The sequence below is a fragment of the Umezawaea sp. NPDC059074 genome, assembly GCF_042738955.1.
Lineage (GTDB): Bacteria > Actinomycetota > Actinomycetes > Mycobacteriales > Pseudonocardiaceae > Umezawaea.
This window is the reverse complement of the sequence record NZ_JBHYHC010000038.1, coordinates 36,310-54,741: the sequence shown is the minus strand read 5'-3', so window position 1 is coordinate 54,741 and position 18,432 is coordinate 36,310. Positions and strand designations below refer to the sequence as shown.

The following is an 18,432-nucleotide window of genomic DNA, read 5'->3' as shown; positions in this document are numbered from 1 at the left end:
AGGGGATTCCCCATGAACGCGATCACCGCCACCGGTCTGCGCAAGTCCTACGGGTCCAAGGTCGTGCTAGACGGCATCGACCTCGACGTTCCGAAGGGCTCGATCTTCGCCCTGCTAGGCCCCAACGGGGCGGGCAAGACGACCACCGTGCAGATCCTGTCCACCCTCATCGACGCGGACGGCGGCGAGGTCCGCGTCGCGGGCCACGACCCCGCCCGCGAGCCCGACGCCGTGCGGGCCGCGATCGGCGTCACCGGCCAGTTCTCGGCCGTCGACAACCTCCTGACCGCCGAGGAGAACCTCATCCTCATGGCGGACCTGCACCACCTGGGCAAGCAGGAGGGCCGCAGGCGCGCGGCCGGACTCCTCACACGCTTCGACCTCGCCGACTCCGCGAAGGCCCTGCCCTCCACGTTCTCCGGCGGCATGCGTCGCAGGCTCGACCTCGCGATGGGCCTGGTAGGCGACCCCGGCGTCGTCTTCCTCGACGAGCCGACCACCGGCCTGGACCCGCGCAGCCGCCGCGACATGTGGCAGCTCATCCGCGACCTCGCCGCCGCGGGCACGACGATCTTCCTCACCACGCAGTACCTGGAGGAGGCCGACCAGCTCGCCGACCGGATCGCGGTGCTGGACCACGGGAAGCTGGTCGCCGTCGGCACCGCGGAGGAGCTGAAGCGACTGGTTCCCGGCGGGCACATCAGCCTGCGGTTCGCCGACCCGCTCAGCTTCGACACGGCCGTGCGCGCGTTCGGCGACGTGCCCCGCGACGACGACGCGCTCGTGCTGCGCGTGCCCAGCGACGGGGGAGTGGCGTCGCTGCGCGGCCTGCTCGCCCGGCTCGACGACCACGCCGTCGACGTGGCCGAGCTGACCGTCCACACGCCCGACCTCGACGACGTGTTCCTCGCCCTCACCGGAAAGCCCCAGCCTGAAAGGGAACTCACGCCATGACCGCGCACGCCCTCGCCGACTCCGCCACGATGCTGCGGCGCCAACTCCGGCACATGAAGCGCTACCCGTCCCTGACGTTCATGCTCGCCGGGATGCCCGTGGTGTTCCTGCTGCTGTTCGCCTACGTCTTCGGCGGCGCGCTGGGAGCGGGCCTCGGCGGCCCGACCGGCGGTCGCGCCGACTACATCGCCTACCTCGTGCCCGGCGTGCTCCTCATGACCGTGGCGTCCGCCGCGCAGGGGACGGCGATCTCGGTGGCGATGGACATGACCGAGGGGATCGTCACCCGGTTCCGCACCATGGCGATCTCCCGCGCCTCCGTGCTGACCGGGCACGTGCTCGGCAGCCTCGTCCAGACGTTGATCAGCCTGGCGATCGTCCTCTCGGTCGCGCTGCTGATCGGGTTCCGCCCCGAGGCCTCGCCGGTCGAGTGGCTCGCGGTGATCGGCGTCCTGGCCCTGCTCACGTTCGCGCTGGTCTGGCTCTCGGTCGCGCTGGGCATGGTGTCCAAGAGCGTCGAGACGGCGAGCAACCTCCCGATGCCGCTGATCCTGCTCCCGTTCCTGGGCAGCGGTTTCGTGCCCACCGACTCCATGCCGACCGGCCTGCGCTGGTTCGCCGAGTACCAGCCGTTCACGCCCGTCATCGAGACGCTCCGCGGCCTGCTGCTCGGCACCCCGATCGGCGCGAGCGCCGCCCTCGCCGTCGCCTGGTGCGTCGCCATCGCCCTCGGCGGCTACCTCTGGGCCAAGAAGCTCTACGCCCGCACCACCTGACCGCACTCCTTGGGGGAGAAGAGATGCACGACCCGATCACCACCATGCCCACCACCCGCCCCGACGGGTGCCCGTTCGACCCGCCCACCGAACTGGCCGAGCTGCGCGAAGAAGCACCGCTGCGCCCGATGCTCTACCCCGACGGCCACCTCGGCTGGCTGGCCACCGGCCACGACGTGATCCGCGCGGTCCTCTCCGACCCGCGGTTCAGCACCCGGCCCGAGCTCCAGCACTCGCCCGTGCCGCGGCCGGGACTCGACGGCCCGCCGCCCGTGCAGCCGGGCATGTTCATCAGCCTCGACCCGCCGGAGCACACCCGCTACCGCCGCCTGCTCGCCGGGAAGTTCACCGTCCGCCGCATGCGCGGCCTCGCCGACCGCGCCACGCAGGTCACCGCCGACCACCTGGAAGCCATGGCGCGCCAAGGGGATTCGGCCGACCTGGTGACCGCGTTCGCGATGCCGATCCCGGCGTTGATGATCTGCGAACTGCTCGGCGCGCCCTACGACGACCGCGAGTTCTTCCTGCGGCACACGGCGACCTTCAACGACCACACCGCCACCCCGGACGAGCAGGGGGAGGCGATGAACGCCATCGGCGGCTTCCTGCACGCCCTGGTGCTGGCCAAGCGCGCCACCCCGACCGACGACCTGCTCAGCGACCTGGCGACCACCGACCTCACCGAAGAGGAACTGACCTCCATCGCCCTACTGCTGCTGGGGGCAGGCCTCGACACAACGGCGAACATGATCGCGCTGGGCGCGTTCGCCCTGCTGACCGAACCCTCGAAGACCGCCGCGCTGCACGACGACCCGGACGGCACGGTCGAGGAACTGCTGCGCTACCTGAGCATCGTCCCGACCCTGGCGCGGACCGCGCTGGAGGACGTCGACCTGGACGGCACCCTCGTCCGGGCGGGCGAGACGGTCACGCTCTCCGTCGAGGCGGGCAACCGCGACCCGGTGAAGTTCGCCGCGCCCGACACCCTGGACCCGACCAGGCGGGCCACCGGCCACCTCGCCTTCGGCCACGGCGCGCACCAGTGCCTCGGCCAGCAGTTGGCCCGCGTCGAACTCCGCGTCGCCCTGCCCGCGCTGTTCGCCCGCTTCCCGACGCTGCGGCTCGCCGTCGCGCCGGACGAGGTGGAGCCGCGCGAGAACGTGGACATCCTCGGCCTTCAGAGCCTCCCGGTCACCTGGGCCTGACGGTCCTCAGCGGAGGAAGTCGTCGTGGGTGATCGGCCTGCCGGGCAGCGGGGTGTGGCCGGGGTGGATCCGCAGGCTGTCGAACACCAGCGCCAGGCACCGGTCCATGGCGTTCTCGATCGCGGTCAGCTTGGTCGGCAGCTGCCGCATGAGCAGCAGGAACAGCATCGCCACGTCGCCGGTGCCGACGTCCGGCCGCAGGCGGTCCTCCGCCTGGGCGCCCTTGACCATGTGGTCGAGGTCGATCAGCAGCAGTCGGCGGAACCGCTCGGTCTCCGGGTCGTCGCGGATGATCGCGCCCGCCTGCTCGGAGATCACCGCGAGGTGCAGGCTGAGCCGGAGTTCGCGGGAGAAGCGGACGAACCGGACCAGTGCGTCCCACGAGGTCGGCTCCTCCTCGATGGACGCCCGAGCCTCGGCCAGCACCCGTGCGAAGTTGTCCCGCGCGACCTCGCGGATCAGCGTCTCGCGGTCGGGGAACCGCCGGTAGAGCGTGCCCACGCCGACCCCCGCCGCGCGCGCGATCTCCTCCATGGGGGTGTCCGGCCCCTGGCCGACGAAGATCGTCCTGGCCGCCGCGATGATCTGGTCGCGGTTGCGCTGGGCGTCGGCACGGAGGGGCATGGCGGGGTCGACTGCCATCTGGCTGTGCCTTTCCGATCGAACCGGGGGCCGATTGTCGCACGGCGGATCGAAACCGGACACAGCGGAAAACCCCGCAGTTTTACCCCGAAGTAGGTGGACGGTTTTCGTCCGCTTCGCTACTCTGGCGAAGGAAGCGGAAGGTAATCCTCCGCATACTCACGGTTCGCACGGGGGCGGACACGACCTGACGGGATCCCCGTGGACCGATCGTGACCGCAGGAACTGCCGGTCACCTGGCGAACGAGGAGAACACCGATGACGCAAGCGGCCCCGATCCGGCCCGAGCAGTTCCCGCTCGCCCGCGAGTGCCCGTTCTCGCCGCCCGCGGAGTACGCCGAACTCCGCGAGCAGGAGCCGATCGCGAAGGTCCGGCTGATCACCGGGAAGTGGGCGTGGGCCGTCTCGCGGCACGAGGACGTGCGGGCGATGCTGTCCGACCCGCGGTTCAGCTCCGACCGGGAGAACCCGAACTTCCCGGTCATGGTCTCCGGCGGCCGGTTGCGGCCGGAGGGCGAGAAGGTCGAGAAGTCCCTGATCTCGATGGACGCTCCCGCCCACGGTCCCGCCCGCCGCGCGGTGCTGGGGGAGTTCACCGTGCGGCGGATGGAGGCCCTCCGTCCGCGCATCCAGGCGATCGTCGACGAGCGGATCGACGCGGTCCTGGCCTCCGACGGTCCGGTGGACCTGGTGCGGGAGCTCTCGCTGCCGGTGCCCTCGCTGGTGATCTGCGAGCTGCTCGGGGTCCCCTACAGCGACCACGACTTCTTCCAGAAGCACACCTCGACGATGATCAGCCGGGTGGCGACCGCACCGCAGCGGTTCGGGGCGTTCCAGGCGATCGAGGGCTACCTGAGCGACCTGATCGACGTGAAGGAGCAGGACCCCAGCGAGGACGACCTGCTGGGCAGGCAGATCCTCAAGGGCCGCGAGCAGGGCGACTACCGGCACGAGGCCCTGGTGGCCATGGCGTTCCTGCTGCTGGTCGCGGGGCACGAGACGACCGCGAACATGATCTCGCTCGGCACCGTGGCGCTGCTGGAGAACCCCGACCAGCTGGCCAAGGTCACGGCCGACCCGTCGAAGACGCTGTCGGCGGTGGAGGAGCTGCTGCGGTACTTCACCATCGTCGACACCGTCACCGCACGGGTGGCGACCGAGGACGTCGAGCTGGGCGGGGTCACGATCCGCGCGGGCGAGGGCGTGCTGGGGCTGGGCTACTCGGCCAACCGCGACCCGGAGGCCTTCGAGGACCCGGACGCGCTGGACATCGAGCGCGGCGCGCGCCACCACGTGGCGTTCGGCTTCGGCGCGCACCAGTGCCTCGGCCAGAACCTGGCGCGGATGGAGCTGCAGATCGTCATCGACACGCTGTTCCGCCGGATCCCCGGACTCGCGCTGGCCGAGCCCGTGGAGAAGCTGGCGTTCAAGGACGAGGCCGCGATCTACGGCATGCACTCGCTGCCGGTCACGTGGTGAGGGAGGAGTTCGCATGAGGGTCATCGCCGACACCGGCAGCTGCGTGGGGGCCGGGCAGTGCGTGCTCACCGAGCCCGCGGTGTTCGACCAGAGCGAGGAGGACGGCACGGTGGTCGTGCTCGTCGACGAGGTGGAGGGCGTCCAGCTCGACCACGCTCGGGAGGCCGTGCACATCTGCCCCGGCAAGGCGCTGTCGCTGGCGGAGTGAGAAGTCCCCGTGACGGCCACCTTCTCGGGGTGGCCGTCACGGGTCGGGCTCAGGTGGCGTCCCTGACCATGATCGGTCGGCGGAAGCTGCCGTAGGTGTACTTCCCGGTGATCCGGAGTTCGTCGTCGAAGTGGAAGAGGTCCGTTCCCTCCCAGCTCATCCGCCTGCCGTACGCGGTGCGCAGGACCCACCGCTGGACGGACCTCGTGCCGCGGGTGTGCTCCGGGGCCAGGTCGAGGCGGCAGGTCCAGCGGATGGCCGCGCGCCGGGCCGGTTCGTCGATGAGCCGGTCGTGCTCGTCGAACGTGATCAGGCCGAACTTCCCGGAGAACAGCGGCGCGAACGCCGCCCGGATCTCGACGAGCCCGCGGTGGGTCTTCCCGTCTCCGGGGAGGTACTCGGCGTCGTCGGCGAAGAACGACAGGGCGTCGTCGAGGTCCTGCCGGTTGAAGCAGTCGACGAAGCGATCGATGGTGTCGGCTGTAGTGGTCACAGGGGTACTTCCGGTCGGTGGACGGTGGCCGTGCGCGTGCCATCCTCCCGATCGGCGACCCCCGCGGCGTCACTCCGCGGGGGACGACCGGCCAGCGCGGCGAACAGCGGGTCGGTGAACTCAGTGATCCGCGCGTAGCCCGGTGCGATGGCGGCGTAGGCGCGGACGCCTTCCGCGGTCGGCGTGACCAGGTCGGTCGTGGTGGCCATCGCTTTCACGGCCGTGTCCCAGTCGGGGTGGACGCCGCTGCCGACGGCGGCGCAGATGGCGGCGCCCAGGCCCGCCGCGTCGGCCATCCTGGTGCGGCGGACCGGGCGGGCGAAGACGTCGGCGAAGACCTGCGCCATCAGGTCCGAGCGGGAGCCGCCGCCGGACAGGACGACGTCGGTGAAGTCCCGGCCCAGCGCCGTTCCCAGCGCCGCGCAGTGCCGGTGCATGGTCAGCGCGATGCCCTCCAGCACGGACCGGTACACGTGGTGCCTGCCCTGGCTGCCGTCGAAGCCGAGCAGCGCGCCTCGGCGGTACGGGTGGTCCGTGGGCGCGAGCCAGTCCAGGACGGTCATCAGCCCGTCGCTGCCCGGTGGGACCGCCGCCGCGCCCGCCGTCAGGTCGTCGAGGTCCGCGCCGACCAGGTCGCGGTACCAGCTCACCGTCCACATGCCCCGGCGGATGCCGTCGCTCTCGTACAGGTACCTCTCCGGGACCGAGGCGAAGTTGGTCCAGAACCGGCCCGAGTCGTCCACGGCGTGGTGGTCGCCCGTGGTCATCGCGGCGATGTACGTGCCGAGCGACACGAGCACCTCGTCGTCGCGGCGCAGTCCGCTGCCGAGCGCCTCGACGGCCTTGTCGTTGGAGGTGGCGAACACCGGCAGCCCGGCGGGCAGCCCGGTCACCGCCGCCGCCTCCCCAGTCACGTGCCCCAGCAGGTCGCCGGGGTCGACCAGGTCGAACAGCTGCTCCCGGCGCATCCCCGTCGCGGCGTACCGCGCGGGGTCGGTGGACCACCGCCACGTCGTGTGGTCGATCGGCCAGACGCCCTGGTAGTTGCCCGCGGTGTCCCGCCGCCGCCCGGTCATCCGGAACGTCGCGTAGCCCGAGGACGTGGTGACGTGCCGGATCGCCGGGTCGGGGTCCTGGGCGCGCGCCAGGCGCTCGTCCATCCAGCTCAGCAACGGTTCATGCAGCCCACCGTCGTCGTCGAGCAGGGCCCGGCAGAACCGGATCGTGCACAGCCCGACCCCGGCGATGAGAGACACGTCGCCGGTGAAGGCCCGCATCGCCTCGGCGCAGGTGCTCGCGATCGAGTCCCACACGTCGTCGTCGGGGTGCACGACCCGGCCCGGACCGGGGTGGGCGTAGGGCCGCAGCGGTCGGCGCGCCGAGGCGTGCACGGTCCCCGTCTCGTCGACGATCGACACCTTCGTGCTCTGCGACCCGTTGTCGATCGCGACCAGGTACGCCGTCACGCGTTCTCCAGCGGGAAGATCGTGCCCGCGTTCATGATCCCGTTGGGGTCGAAGCCGCGCTTGAGCACCTCCAGCATCCGGTAGGCGGTGCCGTGCTCCACGCGCGTCCACGGCGTGCGGTACTTGCCGATCCCGTGGTGGTGCACCATCGACCCGCCCAGCCGCAGCGCCTCCTCGACGATGATCGCGTTGAGCGGGATGTGGTACTCGGTGATCTCCCGCTCGGGCGGGCAGTCGATGTTGTAGTCGTACACGAAGTACAGGTTCGTGCCGGTCTGGTAGCTGTGCGACGAGTGCGCGCCGAGCATCGTGAGGTCGTCCACGCGCGGGAACTCCGTGCGGATCCGGTGCAGGACGGCGTCGTACAGCGGCGCGGCCTGGGACCAGTCGACGGACACCTCCGTGGTGTAGCCGAGGTGGCTGGTGTCGAGCATGGACCGCTTCTCGGCGTCGATCTTGTCCTGGCCCCAGTTGAGGTTGTCGAACCAGTCCTCGATCAGCTTCGGGTCGACGGCCTCGGCGGCCGCGAACGTGGCCTCGATCGCCTCCCCGGTGGCCCGCGCGATGCCCTCGGGACCCTCGGCGACGAGCACCACGACGTTCTTGCCGCGGGAGAAGTGGGCGAAGTGCTGGTTCGCGTCCTCCGGCGAGTACGCGCGGCACACCGAGGGCCGGTACCCGTCGGTGATCAGCGTGCGCAGGCCCGCCACGGCCGTGCCGAAGTCGTCGACCAGGTAGCCGTAGTACCGGTTGTGCTCCGGCTGGAACTTGAACACCTTCACGGTGACCTCGGTGATGACGCACAGCGCGCCCTCGTTGCCGATCACCACGTGCCGGATGTCCGGACCCGCCGCGCGGCGCGGCACGTTCTTGATCCGGCTGATCGCGCCGCCGGGGAACACCGCCTCCAGGCCCACCACCATGTCCTCGATGCCGCCGTACAGCGTGGAGAGCTGCCCGATCGAGCGCGTGGCGACCAGCCCGCCCATCTGCGCGAGCGGCTTGGACTGCGGCGAGTGGCCGGTGGTCAGCCCCTGCTCCCGCAGCGCGTCCTCCAAGCGCTGCAACGGAACCCCGCACTGCGCGGTGGCCATCATGTTCACCGGGTCGACGGCCAGGATGGCGTCCATCGTGGACGCGTCGAGCACGATCGTGTCCTCCACGACCGTCTCCAGGCCGCCCTCGGTGGCGGTGCGGCCGGTGCGCGGCACGACGTTCACCCGGTGCCGGTCGGCGAACGCCAGCACCGCCGCCACCTCCTCGGTGCTCGACGGCCGGACCACGGCCGCCGGGATGGGGCCGTCGAAGATGCCGTGCACGGCGGTGTACTTGCGGAAGCGGTCCACGCTCGCCTCGCGCAGCTCCTGCTCGTCGACGCTCACTTTCGCGCTGCCGAGCAGCTCGACGAGCCCGGCGACGATCTCGGACCGGTCCAGGTCGGCCGCGGACGCCGTGGACGGCGTCGGGGCGGGGAGGGTGGTCATCGTGCGGTCTCGCTTTCGTGGAGGGGGTGGCTCAGCGGACGAGGTAGCCGCCGTCGACGACGAGCACGTGCCCGTTGACGTAGTCGGAGGCGCGGCCCGCGAGGAAGACGACGGCACCCATCAGGTCGCCGACCTTGCCCCAGCGCCCGGCGGGGATGTGCTCGACGATGCGCCGGTTCGCGTCGGGGTCGGACCGCGTCGCCTCGGTGATCTTCGTGTCGAAGTAGCCCGGCGCCACCGCGTTGACCTGGATGTTGTGCTCGGCCAGCTCGTCGCAGTAGGCCTTGGTGAACCCGACGATGCCGTGCTTGGTCGCCGCGTAGGCGGGGGAGGAGCGGCCGCCGAGGAACGAGAACAGCGACGCGATGTTGATGATCTTGCCGGACTTCTGCGGGATCATGTGCCGGGTCGCCTCGTGGGCCATCTCGAACGCCGCGGTGAGGTTGACCGCGACCATCGGGTCCCACTTGGCCCGGTCGAACGACTCCACGTCGTCGAGCAGGCTGATGCCCGCCGAGTTGATCAGGATGTCGACCGACCCGAGCTGGGCGGCGCACTGGTCGACCACCTCCGCGCACACCCCCGGCCGGGTGATGTCCGCCGTGGTGAAGCCGAACCGGCGGCCCTCGGCTTCCACGAGCCGCTGGGTCTCGCCGTCGTCGGACACCACGCTGGGCACGAACACGTCCGCGCCCGCCTTGGCGAGCCCGAGCGTGAACGCCTGGCCGAGCCCGGTGTTGCCGCCGGTGACGATCGCGTTCTTCCCCTTGAGGGAGAACAGGTCCAGGCCGAAGTCGTCGAGGTCCATCAGGCGTTCCCCGCCTTCTCGTCGGTCCGGGTCGCGAACGGGTCGGCCACGGCGACGTAGACCGTCTCGAGGTACTCCTCGATGCCCTCGGCGCCGCCCTCCCGCCCGAGCCCGGAGTGCTTGACGCCGCCGAACGGCGCCGCCGGGTTCGACACGACGCCCGTGTTGAGCCCGAGCATCCCGGTCTCCAGGTCCTCGGCCAGCCGGAAACCCCGGTCCAGGTCACGGGTGTAGGCGAAGCAGACCAGCCCGTACTCGGTGGCGTTCGCCAGCCGCACGGCCTCCTGCTCGGTGGTGAACGTGGTGATCGGCGCGACCGGCCCGAACACCTCCTCGGCCAGGATCCGGGCGTCGGCGGGCACGTCCACCAGCACGGTCGGCTCGTAGAAGAACCCCTTGCCGTCCAACGACTTCCCGCCGATCGCGGCGGTCGCCCCCTTGTCCACGGCGTCCGCCACCAGCTCGGACACCTTGGTCCGGGTCTTGGCGTCGATCAGCGGGCCGATCCGGGTCGCCGCCTCGGTGCCGCGGCCGAGCGGGTACTCCCGCATCCGTTCCGCCAGCCGGGAGGTGAACTCCTCGGCCACGCTCGTGTGCACGAGGAACCGGTTCGCGGCCACGCACGCCTCACCGCCGTTGCGCAGCTTGGCCACCAGCGCGCCCTCCACGGCGGCGGCCACGTCAGCGTCCTCGAACACCAGGAACGGCGCGTTGCCGCCCAGCTCCATCGACATCCGGAGCACCTGGTCGGCGCACCCGGCGATGAGCCGCTTGCCCACGGCCGTGGAGCCGGTGAACGACAGCTTGCGCAGCCGGGGGTCGGCCAGCAGCGGCCCGGTCAGCGCGGCCGGGTCGGTGGTGGGCACGACGTTGAGCACGCCAGGCGGCAACCCGGCCTCGACGAACACCTCCGCGAGCAGCAGCGCCGTCAACGGCGTCAGCTCCGCGGGCTTGAGCACCATCGTGCAGCCCGCCGCGATCGCGGGCGCGATCTTGCGGGTCGCCATCGCCAGCGGGAAGTTCCACGGCGTCACGAACAGGCACGGCCCGATGGGCTTCTTCATCACCAGCAGGCGGTTGCGGCCGTCCGGCGCGGTGGAGAACCGGCCGGAGATCCGCGGCGCCTCCTCGGAGAACCAGCGCAGGAACTCCGCGCCGTACGCCACTTCGGCCCGCGACTCGGCCAGCGGCTTGCCCATCTCCAGGGTGATGAGGAGCGCGAACTCCTCGGTCCGCCGGATCACGGCCTCGAACGCCCGCCGCAGGATCTCGGCCCGTTCGCGCGGCGCGGTCCGACCCCACGCCGCCTGCGCGGCGTGGGCGGCGCCCAGCGCGCGCAGCCCGTCGGCGGGACCGGCGTCGGCCACGCTCGCGAGCACCTCCTCCGTGGAGGGGTCGAGCACCTCGAACACGCGGTCGTCGTCGGCGGCGCTCCACGCGCCGCCGATGTGCAGCCCGGTGGGGACCCTGGCGAGCAGGTCCTGTTCGGCGGTCGTCACAGCCGCAGCTCCCGTTCGATGAGGTCCTCGTACAGCTTCATCGGCGTCATCTCGCCCGCCCGATCGCCGTAGCTGGCACGGGCACGCCGGTACACCTGCTCGACCAGCGCGGACACCTCGGTGGGCACGCCGACCGCGCGGGCCAGGTCGATCGAGAGGCCGAGGTCCTTGCACGCCAACGCGATGGCGAAGCCCTCGTCGTAGTCGCCGTGCTCCAGCACCGAGAGCACGTCGCGCTGCACGAACGTGCTGTTGGCCGGGCTGGCCACCAGCGAGTCGCGCAGCACGCCCAGGTCCACGCCCGCCTTCACGCCGACCGCCAGCACCTCGGCGGTCGCGACGAGGTGGGAGAACCACAGCTGGTTGATCATCAGCTTCACCACGTACCCCGCGCCGTGCCCGCCGACGTGCAGGATCCGCTCGGGGGTCCCCATCGCCTCGAACACCGGGCGCACGCGGACCACGTCGGCCTCGTCGCCGCCGATGAAGATCTGCAACGTCCCCGAGGCCGCGCCGGTGGACATCCCGCTCACCGGGGCGTCCAGCACGCGCAGGCCGGGGTTGGCGAGCCGGATGCCGTCGGCCACCTCGGGCACCGACGTGGACATGTCGATCCACGTGCCGCCGTCGGGGATCCCGGCCAGGATCCCGCTCGGGCCGGTCACCACCTCGGCGACGTGCTTGGGCGTGGGCAGCATGGTGATCACCAGGTCGCTGAGGGCGGCGACCTCGGCGGGCGTGTCCGCCCACTTCGCGCCGCCCGCCACCAGCTCGTCGGCCTGCTCGCGGCGGATGTCGTTGACCACCAACGAGTAGCCCGCTCGTTGCAGGTTGCGGGTCATGCCGGACCCCATGCTGCCCAGGCCGATGAACCCGACCGTGGGCTGTGCGTCGCCTGTCACGCGGTGGTCTCCTTCACGGGCGTGTAGAACGGGTTGGACGGCTCGTCGCGCGCGGCCAGCACGTCGGCGAGCGCGGGCAGGTCGGCCGCGCCGTTGGCCAGCGCGGTCCGCGTGGCCTCGCGGTTGTTGCGGTACACGGCGTCCGCGTCGTCCGCGCCGGGGTTGACCCACACCGCGGCGATCACCACGTGGGTGGACGTGTCGGCCTCCGGGATGGACCCGGCGGCGACGGCGTCGGCCACGCCCGCGGCGATCCCGGCCTGCGCCGGACCCCAGATGAGCAGCCCGTGCTCGTCGCTGCTCGGAGCCGCCTTCGTCACGAACAACGTCAGCGGCTTGACCGGCAGCGACGGCCGCAGGACCGCGACGAACGGCACGTGCCCGGCGCTCGGCGTGGCCAGCGCGGTCGCCCACGCGGTGCCCGCCGGACCGTCCCGGTGCCCGACCACGGTGTTGACGTGCGCGGCGTTGACGCCGTCGCCGATGAAGCTCTCGCCGATCCGCATGGCTAGATCAACCCCTGCTCGGTCAGCCAGTCCTCGGCGACCTTGTCCGGCTCGTCGCCGTCCACGTCGACCTTGGCGTTGAGCTTCTGCATCTCCTCGGTGGTCAACTTCGCCGACATGGGCGTGAGGACGTCGGCGATCTTCGGGTGGTCCTTCAGCGCCTGCGCCTGGAGGGTGAACCCGCCCTGGTAGATCGGGAAGAAGGCCTTGTCGTCCTCCAGCACGGTCAGCCCCAGCGACGCGATCCGGCCGTCGGTGGCGAACACCTCGCCGAAGTTGCAGTCCTTGCCGTCCTTGGTCGCCGTGTAGATCACGCCGGTGTCGAGCAGCTTCACGTTGTCCTTCGGCGCGTCGAAGCCGTAGGTGGACGAGACGCCCGGCCAGCCGTCGTCGCGGGTGGAGAACTCGCTCTCGATGCAGAACGTCTTCTGGTCCGCGGGCAGCTTGGCGACCTGGCTCATCTTGGTGATGCCCAGTTCCTTCGCCTTGTCGCTGCGGATCGCGAAGGTGTACGTGTTGTTGAACGGCGCGGGCGCGACCCACTCGATGCCCTTGGCGGCGTCGGCGGTCTTCACCGCGTCGAACTGCGCCTTGGCCTCCTTGAGCGGCTGCGTCTGCTTGTTGTAGGTGATCCAGGACGTCCCGGTGTACTCCCAGTAGCCGACGAACTGCTTGTTCTCCAACGCCTGCCGGACGTTCGCGGAGCCGACGAGCTTGGTGTTGGCCTCCAGCGTCGCGCCGTGGGCGTTGAGCAGCTTGGTCGTCAGGTGGGCGAGGATGTACTGCTCGGCGAAGTCCTTCGAGCCGATCTGGCCGGTGAGCCCCTTGAGCTCGTCGCCCTTGCTCGACCCCTCACCGGTGGAGGTGGAGCCGGAGCAGGCGGACAGGACGAGCGCGCTCGCGGCTATCGCGCAGAGCAGTGCCGAGGTGTTTCTGGGCATGGCGAATCCTTCGGTTGTGCGAGGGGAGGGTGGAGGAGTCGGGGGTCAGAGACCGCGGGGGCGGACCCGGTCCTCGACGAGCCCCGCGGCCCAGTCGATGAGGACCGCGATGGCGGCGACGAGCACCGCGCCGACGAGCAGGACGGAGAACCGCTGGAGCTTCAGGCCGTTGACGATCATGTCGCCGAGACCGCCCGCGTTGATGAACGTCGCGATGGTGGCGACGCCGACGGAGAACACCAGCGCGGTCCGCAGCCCGGCCAGGATCACCGGCGAGGCGAGGGGGAGTTCGATGCGCCACAACACCTGGTTCGGCGTCATGCCCATGCCCCGCGCGGCCTCGCGGGTGGCGGCGTCGACCTGCTCCAGGCCGGTGAGCGTGTTGCGCAGCACCGGGAGGAAGCAGTAGGCGACCAGCGACACCAGCGCGGTGGTGAACCCGGTCTGCCAGACGATGGCGAGGAGGATGACCACGCCGACGGCGGGCGTGGCCTGGCCGATGTTGCCGAGGGTGACGACGATCGCGCGGACGACCCGCGACCGCACCCGGTGCGCCAGGACGGCGGTGGGGATGGCGAGCACCGCCACCAGCGCCGAGGACACGACCGTGAGGACGAGGTGCTCCCGCGTCCGGTCGATCAGGTAGCCCGCGTTGAGCGTGCGGGCCTCGATCGAGTCGAGGTCCAGCGTGGCGACCCACGCGAACATCACGGCGAGCACCGCCACCACCGCGACCGGGGTGACGAAGTGGCGCAGGGAGCTCGGGCGCTTCAGCTGGACGGTCATGACGCCGACCCCGCGGGGGAGCGGGAGGCGCCGAGGGCGGCCGAGATCCCGGCGTGCGTGAGCGACCCCGTCGTCGCGCCGCCCGCGTCGGTGACGTTGACCCGCTCGGCCCCGGTGAGCACGAGCAGGTCCAGCGCGTCGCGCAGCGACCCGTCCACGCCCAGCGCGGGCGCCTCGGCGGACGGCGCCTCCAGGGAGACCTCGCCGATCGGGATCAGGGCGAGCCGCATCAGCCCGGCGCCGCGGCCGATGAACCCGGCCACGTAGTCGTTGGCGGGCGCGGCGAGGATGTTCGCGGGCGTGTCGCACTGCTCGATCCGGCTGCGCTCGCTGAGCACCGCGATCCGGTCGCCCAGCCGGACGGCCTCGTCGAAGTCGTGCGTGACGAAGATGATCGTCTTGCCGATCTCGGCCTGGAGCCGCCGGAACTCCTCCTGCAACCGCAGCCGGGTGATGGGGTCGGTCGCGCCGAACGGCTCGTCCATCAGCATCACCGGCGGGTCGGCGGCCAGCGCGCGGGCCACGCCGACGCGCTGCTGCTGCCCACCGGAGAGCTGCTTCGGGTAGCGCTTGGCGAACACGGCCGGGTCGAGCGCCACCGTGCGCAGCAGTTCGTCCACCCGCTCGGCGATCCGCGTCTTCGACCAGCCGAGCAGCTTCGGCACCGTGCCGATGTTCTCCGCGATGGTCATGTGCGGGAACAGCCCGATCTGCTGGATCACGTAGCCGATGTGGCGGCGCAGCTCGTCGGGGTTCAGCGACAGCACGTCCTCGCCGTCGATGGTGATGGAGCCCGAGGTCGGCTCGATGATCCGGTTGATCATCTTCATCGTGGTCGTCTTGCCGCACCCGCTCGGCCCGACGAACATCAGCAGCTCGCCGGGTTCGACCTTCAGCGAGAAGTTCTCGACCGCGCCGGACTTCTGGCCGGGGTAGCGCTTGGTGACGTCGCTCAGCTCGATGCCGACGCCTGCGGTGGGTTCAGACACGGAGGCCCCTTGGCGTGCTGTAGCGGGTGACGAGGACGAAGACGCCGTCGATGAGCAGTGCCAGCAGCACCACGCAGAGCGTTCCGGTCAAGGCGAAGTTGAGGGCGTTGACCGACCCGAGCGACGACAGGCCGCGGAAGATGTAGACGCCGAGACCGGGACCGGCGACGTAGGCGGCGATCGCCGCGATGCCGACGGTCAGCTGCGCGGCGACCCGGACGCCGGTCACGATCACCGGCCAGGCCAGCGGGAGCTGCACGGTGAGCAGCACGCGGGTCGACGTCATCCCCATGCCCCGCGCGGACTCCACGAGGTGGCCGGGCACCTCCCGCAGGCCCACGACGGTGTTCCGCACGATCGGCAGCAGCGAGTAGAAGACCAGCGACACGATCGTCGGCACCCACCCGAGCCCGAGCACCGGGCTCAGCAGGGCCAGCAGGGCGAGCGACGGGATCGTGATCGCGATGCCCGCCGCGGTGAGCGAGACCGCGCGGGGGACCGGGCGGTCCCAGACGAGCAGTCCGATGAGGACACCGATGGCGGTGGCCAGCGCCAGGGAGATCGCCACGGCGGCGAGGTGTTGCAGCGTCAGGTCGACGACGTCCTCCCAGCGGCGGGCCAGGAATTCGTCGAGTCGTACGAGGTGAAGTCCGGTCACGGGGTGCCCTCCTTCTCGGCCGCGTTGCCGATGGACCGGGACGATAAGGAGGCCGTGGTCTTATGCACAACGGGCGTTGTCAGTATGGCAACCGCGACTTACGCTGCCACCATGGAACAGCGCGGCTCACGGCGCAACTCGGCGGGTTTGGCCAGGGACATCGAGGTCCTGGAGGTGCTCGCCCGACCGGAGGCGGTCGAGGCGGGAGGGCTCGGCGTGGTCCGCATCGCGTCCCTCACCGGTCGGGACAAGGCGGTCGTGTCGCGCACCCTGGCGACCCTCGCCGACGCGGGCCTGGTCGACCGCGACGCCCAGACGCTCACCTACCGGCTGGGCTCACGGCTCTACGCGCTGGCGGCGCGCACGGCCGAGGGCACGCTCGCCCGGCAGGCCAGGGTGCACCTCAAGCACGTCGCGGAGGTCACCAGGGAGACCGCGCACCTGTGCGTCCTGCGCGGCGGCAACGTGCTCACGCTGATGAGCGAGCTGAGCCCCAACCAGTTCAAGACCACCGGGTGGGAGGGCGTCACGACCGCCGCGTGGTGCACGCCGTCGGGCCGCGTGCTGCTCAGCGACTGGGACCCCGAGTCGCTGGCGCTCTGGTACGCCGAGCACGGCCGCGACGAACCGGTGCTCGAACCGCGCGAGCACGTCGGGTCGACGCACTCCGGCTTCGCCGTCCTGCCCCGCCCCAGCACGGCCGACTCGCCCATCCGCGACCTGGACACCCTGCGCGCCGAGCTGGTGAAGATCCGCGACCGCGGCTACAGCACGTCCGACGAGGAGCTGGAACGCGGAGTCGTCGCCGCCTCGGCCCCGGTCCACGACTTCAGCGCGCGCGTCGTCGCGGCCCTCAACGTCTCCGCCCCCAAGGAGCGCATCGGCCCCCAACTCGACAAGCTCGGCCGCATCGTCGCCGCGGCCGCGCGGGACCTGTCCGCCGCGCTGGGGCACGCGGGCTGACGTCCGCCGTTCACCCACGACGCCTACCGTGGGCGCGTGCTGACCTTCGCGGTGCTGGTGCTGCTGTTCGGCGTGTGCCTGCTCGTCGCCTGCCTCACGGCCGTCCTGCTCAAGGTCGGCGAACTCCGCGAGCGGCGGATCGTCGAGGGCACGCCGACGATCGCGGTGGGCGAGCTGCGCGGCGGGGAGTCGCGGGTGGCCGTCGTCGGCACGACCGCGTTCGGGCCGGGCGGCCCGGTCGTGGGCCCGGTCAGCGGCGAGGAGTGCGCGTGGTTCCGGGTGTGGCTCACCCGGTCGCCCTCGCGCCGCGCGGACGAGGACGGGGGAGAGGACGTCCTGCTCGACGTGGCCTCGCCGACGCCGCCCGCGCTGGTCGACCGGTCGGGCGCGGTGCTGATCGACCCCGGCCTGCTGGCCGAGCCGCCGAACCTGAACGACCCCGTCGCCACGGAGCAGGTGCTGCGCCTGCTGCACGGCGGCTCGGCGGCCGACTGGCCGTCGCTCATCCCGCGCGGGCTGCTGGAGGACAAGCGGTCCCACGAATCGGTGCAGCTCAAGGAAGTCCGACTGCCCGTGGGCCGGGTGGTCTACGTCGTGGCGGGCGTCGGTCGCGGCCCGGTCGCCCTCCGGCGGACAAGGCACTACTCGGTCCTCACCACCGACGACGCGGCGGCGGTCCTGCGCCGGACCCGTGAGCGAGCGGCGTCGTCCGGTCAGCTCGCCCGCGCGCTCGGCGTGGCCGGGACCGTCGTCACGGCGGTGTCGGCCGTCGCGATCTTCCTGCTGGTGTAGCGGGTCAGCCGGAGCGCGGGGTCACCTTGGGGACCACCATGGGCAGCAGCACCCACACGGTCTTGCCCGCGCCCTCCTCGCGCACGCCCCACGAGATCGCCAGCTCCACCATCGCCTGGACGCCCCGGCCGCCCCACGTGCGGTCCGAGGTCGCCATCTCCTCGGGGTGGTCCGCGTCGCCGTCGGTGACCTCGACCATGACGCCGAAGTCCGCGCACGCGATGCGCGCCTCGATCGGGCTGGACGTGTGCCGGTAGGCGTTCTCGATCAGCTCGGTGGTGACGAGCAGGACGTCGACGAGCGTGCGGACGTCCAGTCGGGCGGCGCACACACCCCGGATCCAGCGGCGGATCTCCCGGCGATCCGGCCTGGCGGCCAACCCGAGCCTGCCGACGTGGGGCAGGGCCCCGACACCACGGACAACGCTTACCACAGCACTCCTTCGCTCAGGTCGACACCCGCGGCGGCGTCGTGTCGAGTACACCGCAGCTTTGCCTCCGGTTCAACTCCAAACGGCCGCCGGGACGTGAGTCGATCAGGTGAAATCCCTCGCGCTCGTTCATCTCGTGTTCATCGCGAAGTCGTTCATCGGCAATGTGATGCGGGCATCCAGGACCAATCCGAATCCGCGAGCGAACGGGGCCGACGATGACCACCACACCCGCGATGGACGACCTGACCGCGGACGAGCACGTCCAGTACGCCAAGCTCGAGCAACGACTGGTGGACGACTACGGCGACACGGCGGAAGCCGTTGTGCACCACGCGGTGGAGCAGGAGCGCGACCGGTTCGCCGACGCCAGCGTGCACTCGTTCGTGCCGGTGCTCGTCGAGCGCTCGGTGCGCGCCCGCCTGGGCCGTCCCGCGGGCTCCTGATCGGG

Annotated in this window: 21 protein-coding genes; 8 read left to right on the top strand and 13 right to left on the bottom strand. The window is 71.3% G+C overall.

Annotated elements, in window-relative coordinates:
- The first annotated feature begins 12 nt into the window (after nucleotides 1-12).
- Genes ACFWW9_RS19260 through ACFWW9_RS19250 form a run of 3 tightly spaced genes read left to right on the top strand, consistent with a single transcriptional unit; the run spans nucleotide 13 to nucleotide 2,935 of the window.
- Nucleotides 13-954 carry an ATP-binding cassette domain-containing protein gene (locus ACFWW9_RS19260; protein ID WP_390379199.1) on the top strand — a complete coding sequence of 314 codons (942 nt, stop codon included), beginning with the start codon at nucleotides 13-15 and terminating at the stop codon, nucleotides 952-954.
- On the top strand, nucleotides 951-1,730 hold the full coding sequence (locus tag ACFWW9_RS19255; protein ID WP_390379196.1) for an ABC transporter permease: 780 nt from the start codon (nucleotides 951-953) through the stop codon (nucleotides 1,728-1,730). Before ACFWW9_RS19260 ends, ACFWW9_RS19255 begins: the two co-directional genes overlap by 4 nt.
- A 23-nt stretch (nucleotides 1,731-1,753) precedes the next feature.
- Nucleotides 1,754-2,935, top strand: a complete 1,182-nt coding sequence (locus ACFWW9_RS19250; protein WP_390379193.1) for a cytochrome P450 — start codon at nucleotides 1,754-1,756, stop codon at nucleotides 2,933-2,935.
- A gap of 6 nt (nucleotides 2,936-2,941) precedes the next feature.
- Here the strand turns inward: ACFWW9_RS19250 and ACFWW9_RS19245 are convergent, their stop codons facing one another.
- Nucleotides 2,942-3,577, bottom strand: a complete 636-nt coding sequence (locus ACFWW9_RS19245; protein WP_390379191.1) for a TetR/AcrR family transcriptional regulator — start codon at nucleotides 3,575-3,577, stop codon at nucleotides 2,942-2,944.
- Between the two features lie 258 nt (nucleotides 3,578-3,835).
- Here ACFWW9_RS19245 and ACFWW9_RS19240 point away from each other — a divergent pair, with 258 nt between their 5' ends.
- Complete coding sequence (locus ACFWW9_RS19240) at nucleotides 3,836-5,056, top strand: cytochrome P450 (RefSeq protein ID WP_390379188.1); 1,221 nt, start codon at nucleotides 3,836-3,838, stop codon at nucleotides 5,054-5,056.
- Between the two features lie 13 nt (nucleotides 5,057-5,069).
- Complete coding sequence (locus ACFWW9_RS19235) at nucleotides 5,070-5,264, top strand: ferredoxin (protein WP_390379185.1); 195 nt, start codon at nucleotides 5,070-5,072, stop codon at nucleotides 5,262-5,264.
- A 49-nt stretch (nucleotides 5,265-5,313) separates the two neighbouring features.
- On the opposite strand, the gene ACFWW9_RS19230 is transcribed toward ACFWW9_RS19235, so the two are convergent.
- From ACFWW9_RS19230 to ACFWW9_RS19180, 11 genes are read right to left on the bottom strand one after another with little or no spacing between them, the layout of a single operon-like run.
- Nucleotides 5,314-5,757 carry a nuclear transport factor 2 family protein gene (locus tag ACFWW9_RS19230; RefSeq protein ID WP_390379181.1) on the bottom strand — a complete coding sequence of 148 codons (444 nt, stop codon included), beginning with the start codon at nucleotides 5,755-5,757 and terminating at the stop codon, nucleotides 5,314-5,316.
- Nucleotides 5,754-7,223, bottom strand: a complete 1,470-nt coding sequence (locus tag ACFWW9_RS19225) for an FGGY-family carbohydrate kinase (RefSeq protein WP_390379179.1) — start codon at nucleotides 7,221-7,223, stop codon at nucleotides 5,754-5,756. Before ACFWW9_RS19225 ends, ACFWW9_RS19230 begins: the two co-directional genes overlap by 4 nt.
- Nucleotides 7,220-8,707: an FAD-binding oxidoreductase gene (locus tag ACFWW9_RS19220; protein ID WP_390379176.1), complete on the bottom strand. Its 1,488-nt coding sequence runs from the start codon at nucleotides 8,705-8,707 to the stop codon at nucleotides 7,220-7,222. Before ACFWW9_RS19220 ends, ACFWW9_RS19225 begins: the two co-directional genes overlap by 4 nt.
- 31 nt (nucleotides 8,708-8,738) lie before the next feature.
- Nucleotides 8,739-9,515 carry an SDR family oxidoreductase gene (locus ACFWW9_RS19215; protein ID WP_390379173.1) on the bottom strand — a complete coding sequence of 259 codons (777 nt, stop codon included), beginning with the start codon at nucleotides 9,513-9,515 and terminating at the stop codon, nucleotides 8,739-8,741.
- Nucleotides 9,515-11,014, bottom strand: a complete 1,500-nt coding sequence (locus ACFWW9_RS19210) for an NAD-dependent succinate-semialdehyde dehydrogenase (protein ID WP_390379171.1) — start codon at nucleotides 11,012-11,014, stop codon at nucleotides 9,515-9,517. The genes ACFWW9_RS19215 and ACFWW9_RS19210 overlap by 1 nt, the downstream gene beginning before the upstream one ends.
- The gene (locus ACFWW9_RS19205; protein WP_390379168.1) at nucleotides 11,011-11,916 is read right to left on the bottom strand and encodes an NAD(P)-dependent oxidoreductase; all 906 of its coding nucleotides are present in this window, start codon (nucleotides 11,914-11,916) and stop codon (nucleotides 11,011-11,013) included. The genes ACFWW9_RS19210 and ACFWW9_RS19205 overlap by 4 nt, the downstream gene beginning before the upstream one ends.
- A complete protein-coding gene (gene fae, locus ACFWW9_RS19200; protein WP_390379166.1) occupies nucleotides 11,913-12,422 on the bottom strand; it encodes a formaldehyde-activating enzyme in 510 nt (169 codons plus the stop codon). Before fae ends, ACFWW9_RS19205 begins: the two co-directional genes overlap by 4 nt.
- 2 nt (nucleotides 12,423-12,424) lie before the next feature.
- On the bottom strand, nucleotides 12,425-13,363 hold the full coding sequence (locus tag ACFWW9_RS19195) for a glycine betaine ABC transporter substrate-binding protein (RefSeq protein WP_390379163.1): 939 nt from the start codon (nucleotides 13,361-13,363) through the stop codon (nucleotides 12,425-12,427).
- 45 nt (nucleotides 13,364-13,408) lie between these two features.
- On the bottom strand, nucleotides 13,409-14,149 hold the full coding sequence (locus tag ACFWW9_RS19190; protein WP_390379160.1) for an ABC transporter permease: 741 nt from the start codon (nucleotides 14,147-14,149) through the stop codon (nucleotides 13,409-13,411).
- The gene (locus ACFWW9_RS19185; RefSeq protein ID WP_390379157.1) at nucleotides 14,146-15,138 is read right to left on the bottom strand and encodes an ABC transporter ATP-binding protein; all 993 of its coding nucleotides are present in this window, start codon (nucleotides 15,136-15,138) and stop codon (nucleotides 14,146-14,148) included. Before ACFWW9_RS19185 ends, ACFWW9_RS19190 begins: the two co-directional genes overlap by 4 nt.
- On the bottom strand, nucleotides 15,131-15,796 hold the full coding sequence (locus tag ACFWW9_RS19180; protein WP_390379154.1) for an ABC transporter permease: 666 nt from the start codon (nucleotides 15,794-15,796) through the stop codon (nucleotides 15,131-15,133). The genes ACFWW9_RS19185 and ACFWW9_RS19180 overlap by 8 nt, the downstream gene beginning before the upstream one ends.
- Before the next feature lie 111 nt (nucleotides 15,797-15,907).
- On the opposite strand from ACFWW9_RS19180, the gene ACFWW9_RS19175 reads away from it, so the two are divergent.
- Together ACFWW9_RS19175 and ACFWW9_RS19170 are read left to right on the top strand one after the other, a co-directional pair.
- The gene (locus ACFWW9_RS19175) at nucleotides 15,908-16,759 is read left to right on the top strand and encodes an IclR family transcriptional regulator (RefSeq protein WP_390379151.1); all 852 of its coding nucleotides are present in this window, start codon (nucleotides 15,908-15,910) and stop codon (nucleotides 16,757-16,759) included.
- 36 nt (nucleotides 16,760-16,795) lie between these two features.
- Entirely contained in the window at nucleotides 16,796-17,551 is a 756-nt protein-coding gene (locus tag ACFWW9_RS19170; RefSeq protein WP_390379148.1) for a hypothetical protein, read from the top strand.
- Between the two features lie 4 nt (nucleotides 17,552-17,555).
- On the opposite strand, the gene ACFWW9_RS19165 is transcribed toward ACFWW9_RS19170, so the two are convergent.
- On the bottom strand, nucleotides 17,556-17,984 hold the full coding sequence (locus tag ACFWW9_RS19165) for an ATP-binding protein (protein WP_390379145.1): 429 nt from the start codon (nucleotides 17,982-17,984) through the stop codon (nucleotides 17,556-17,558).
- Between the two features lie 215 nt (nucleotides 17,985-18,199).
- Here ACFWW9_RS19165 and ACFWW9_RS19160 point away from each other — a divergent pair, with 215 nt between their 5' ends.
- A complete protein-coding gene (locus ACFWW9_RS19160) occupies nucleotides 18,200-18,427 on the top strand; it encodes a three-helix bundle dimerization domain-containing protein (protein ID WP_390379142.1) in 228 nt (75 codons plus the stop codon).
- The last annotated feature ends 5 nt before the right edge of the window (nucleotides 18,428-18,432 follow it).

What these genes read in the sequence shown, in the direction of transcription:
- ACFWW9_RS19245 (WP_390379191.1), bottom strand. Translation starts at nt 3,577, where the DNA reads ATGGCAGTCGACCCCGCCATGCCCCTCCGTGCCGACGCCCAGCGCAAC.
- ACFWW9_RS19175 (WP_390379151.1), top strand. Translation starts at nt 15,908, where the DNA reads ATGGAACAGCGCGGCTCACGGCGCAACTCGGCGGGTTTGGCCAGGGAC.
- ACFWW9_RS19190 (WP_390379160.1), bottom strand. Translation starts at nt 14,149, where the DNA reads ATGACCGTCCAGCTGAAGCGCCCGAGCTCCCTGCGCCACTTCGTCACC.
- ACFWW9_RS19260 (WP_390379199.1), top strand. Translation starts at nt 13, where the DNA reads ATGAACGCGATCACCGCCACCGGTCTGCGCAAGTCCTACGGGTCCAAG.
- ACFWW9_RS19160 (WP_390379142.1), top strand. Translation starts at nt 18,200, where the DNA reads ATGACCACCACACCCGCGATGGACGACCTGACCGCGGACGAGCACGTC.
- ACFWW9_RS19215 (WP_390379173.1), bottom strand. Translation starts at nt 9,515, where the DNA reads ATGGACCTCGACGACTTCGGCCTGGACCTGTTCTCCCTCAAGGGGAAG.
- fae (WP_390379166.1), bottom strand. Translation starts at nt 12,422, where the DNA reads ATGCGGATCGGCGAGAGCTTCATCGGCGACGGCGTCAACGCCGCGCAC.
- ACFWW9_RS19195 (WP_390379163.1), bottom strand. Translation starts at nt 13,363, where the DNA reads ATGCCCAGAAACACCTCGGCACTGCTCTGCGCGATAGCCGCGAGCGCG.
- ACFWW9_RS19240 (WP_390379188.1), top strand. Translation starts at nt 3,836, where the DNA reads ATGACGCAAGCGGCCCCGATCCGGCCCGAGCAGTTCCCGCTCGCCCGC.
- ACFWW9_RS19250 (WP_390379193.1), top strand. Translation starts at nt 1,754, where the DNA reads ATGCACGACCCGATCACCACCATGCCCACCACCCGCCCCGACGGGTGC.
- ACFWW9_RS19255 (WP_390379196.1), top strand. Translation starts at nt 951, where the DNA reads ATGACCGCGCACGCCCTCGCCGACTCCGCCACGATGCTGCGGCGCCAA.
- ACFWW9_RS19220 (WP_390379176.1), bottom strand. Translation starts at nt 8,707, where the DNA reads ATGACCACCCTCCCCGCCCCGACGCCGTCCACGGCGTCCGCGGCCGAC.
- ACFWW9_RS19235 (WP_390379185.1), top strand. Translation starts at nt 5,070, where the DNA reads ATGAGGGTCATCGCCGACACCGGCAGCTGCGTGGGGGCCGGGCAGTGC.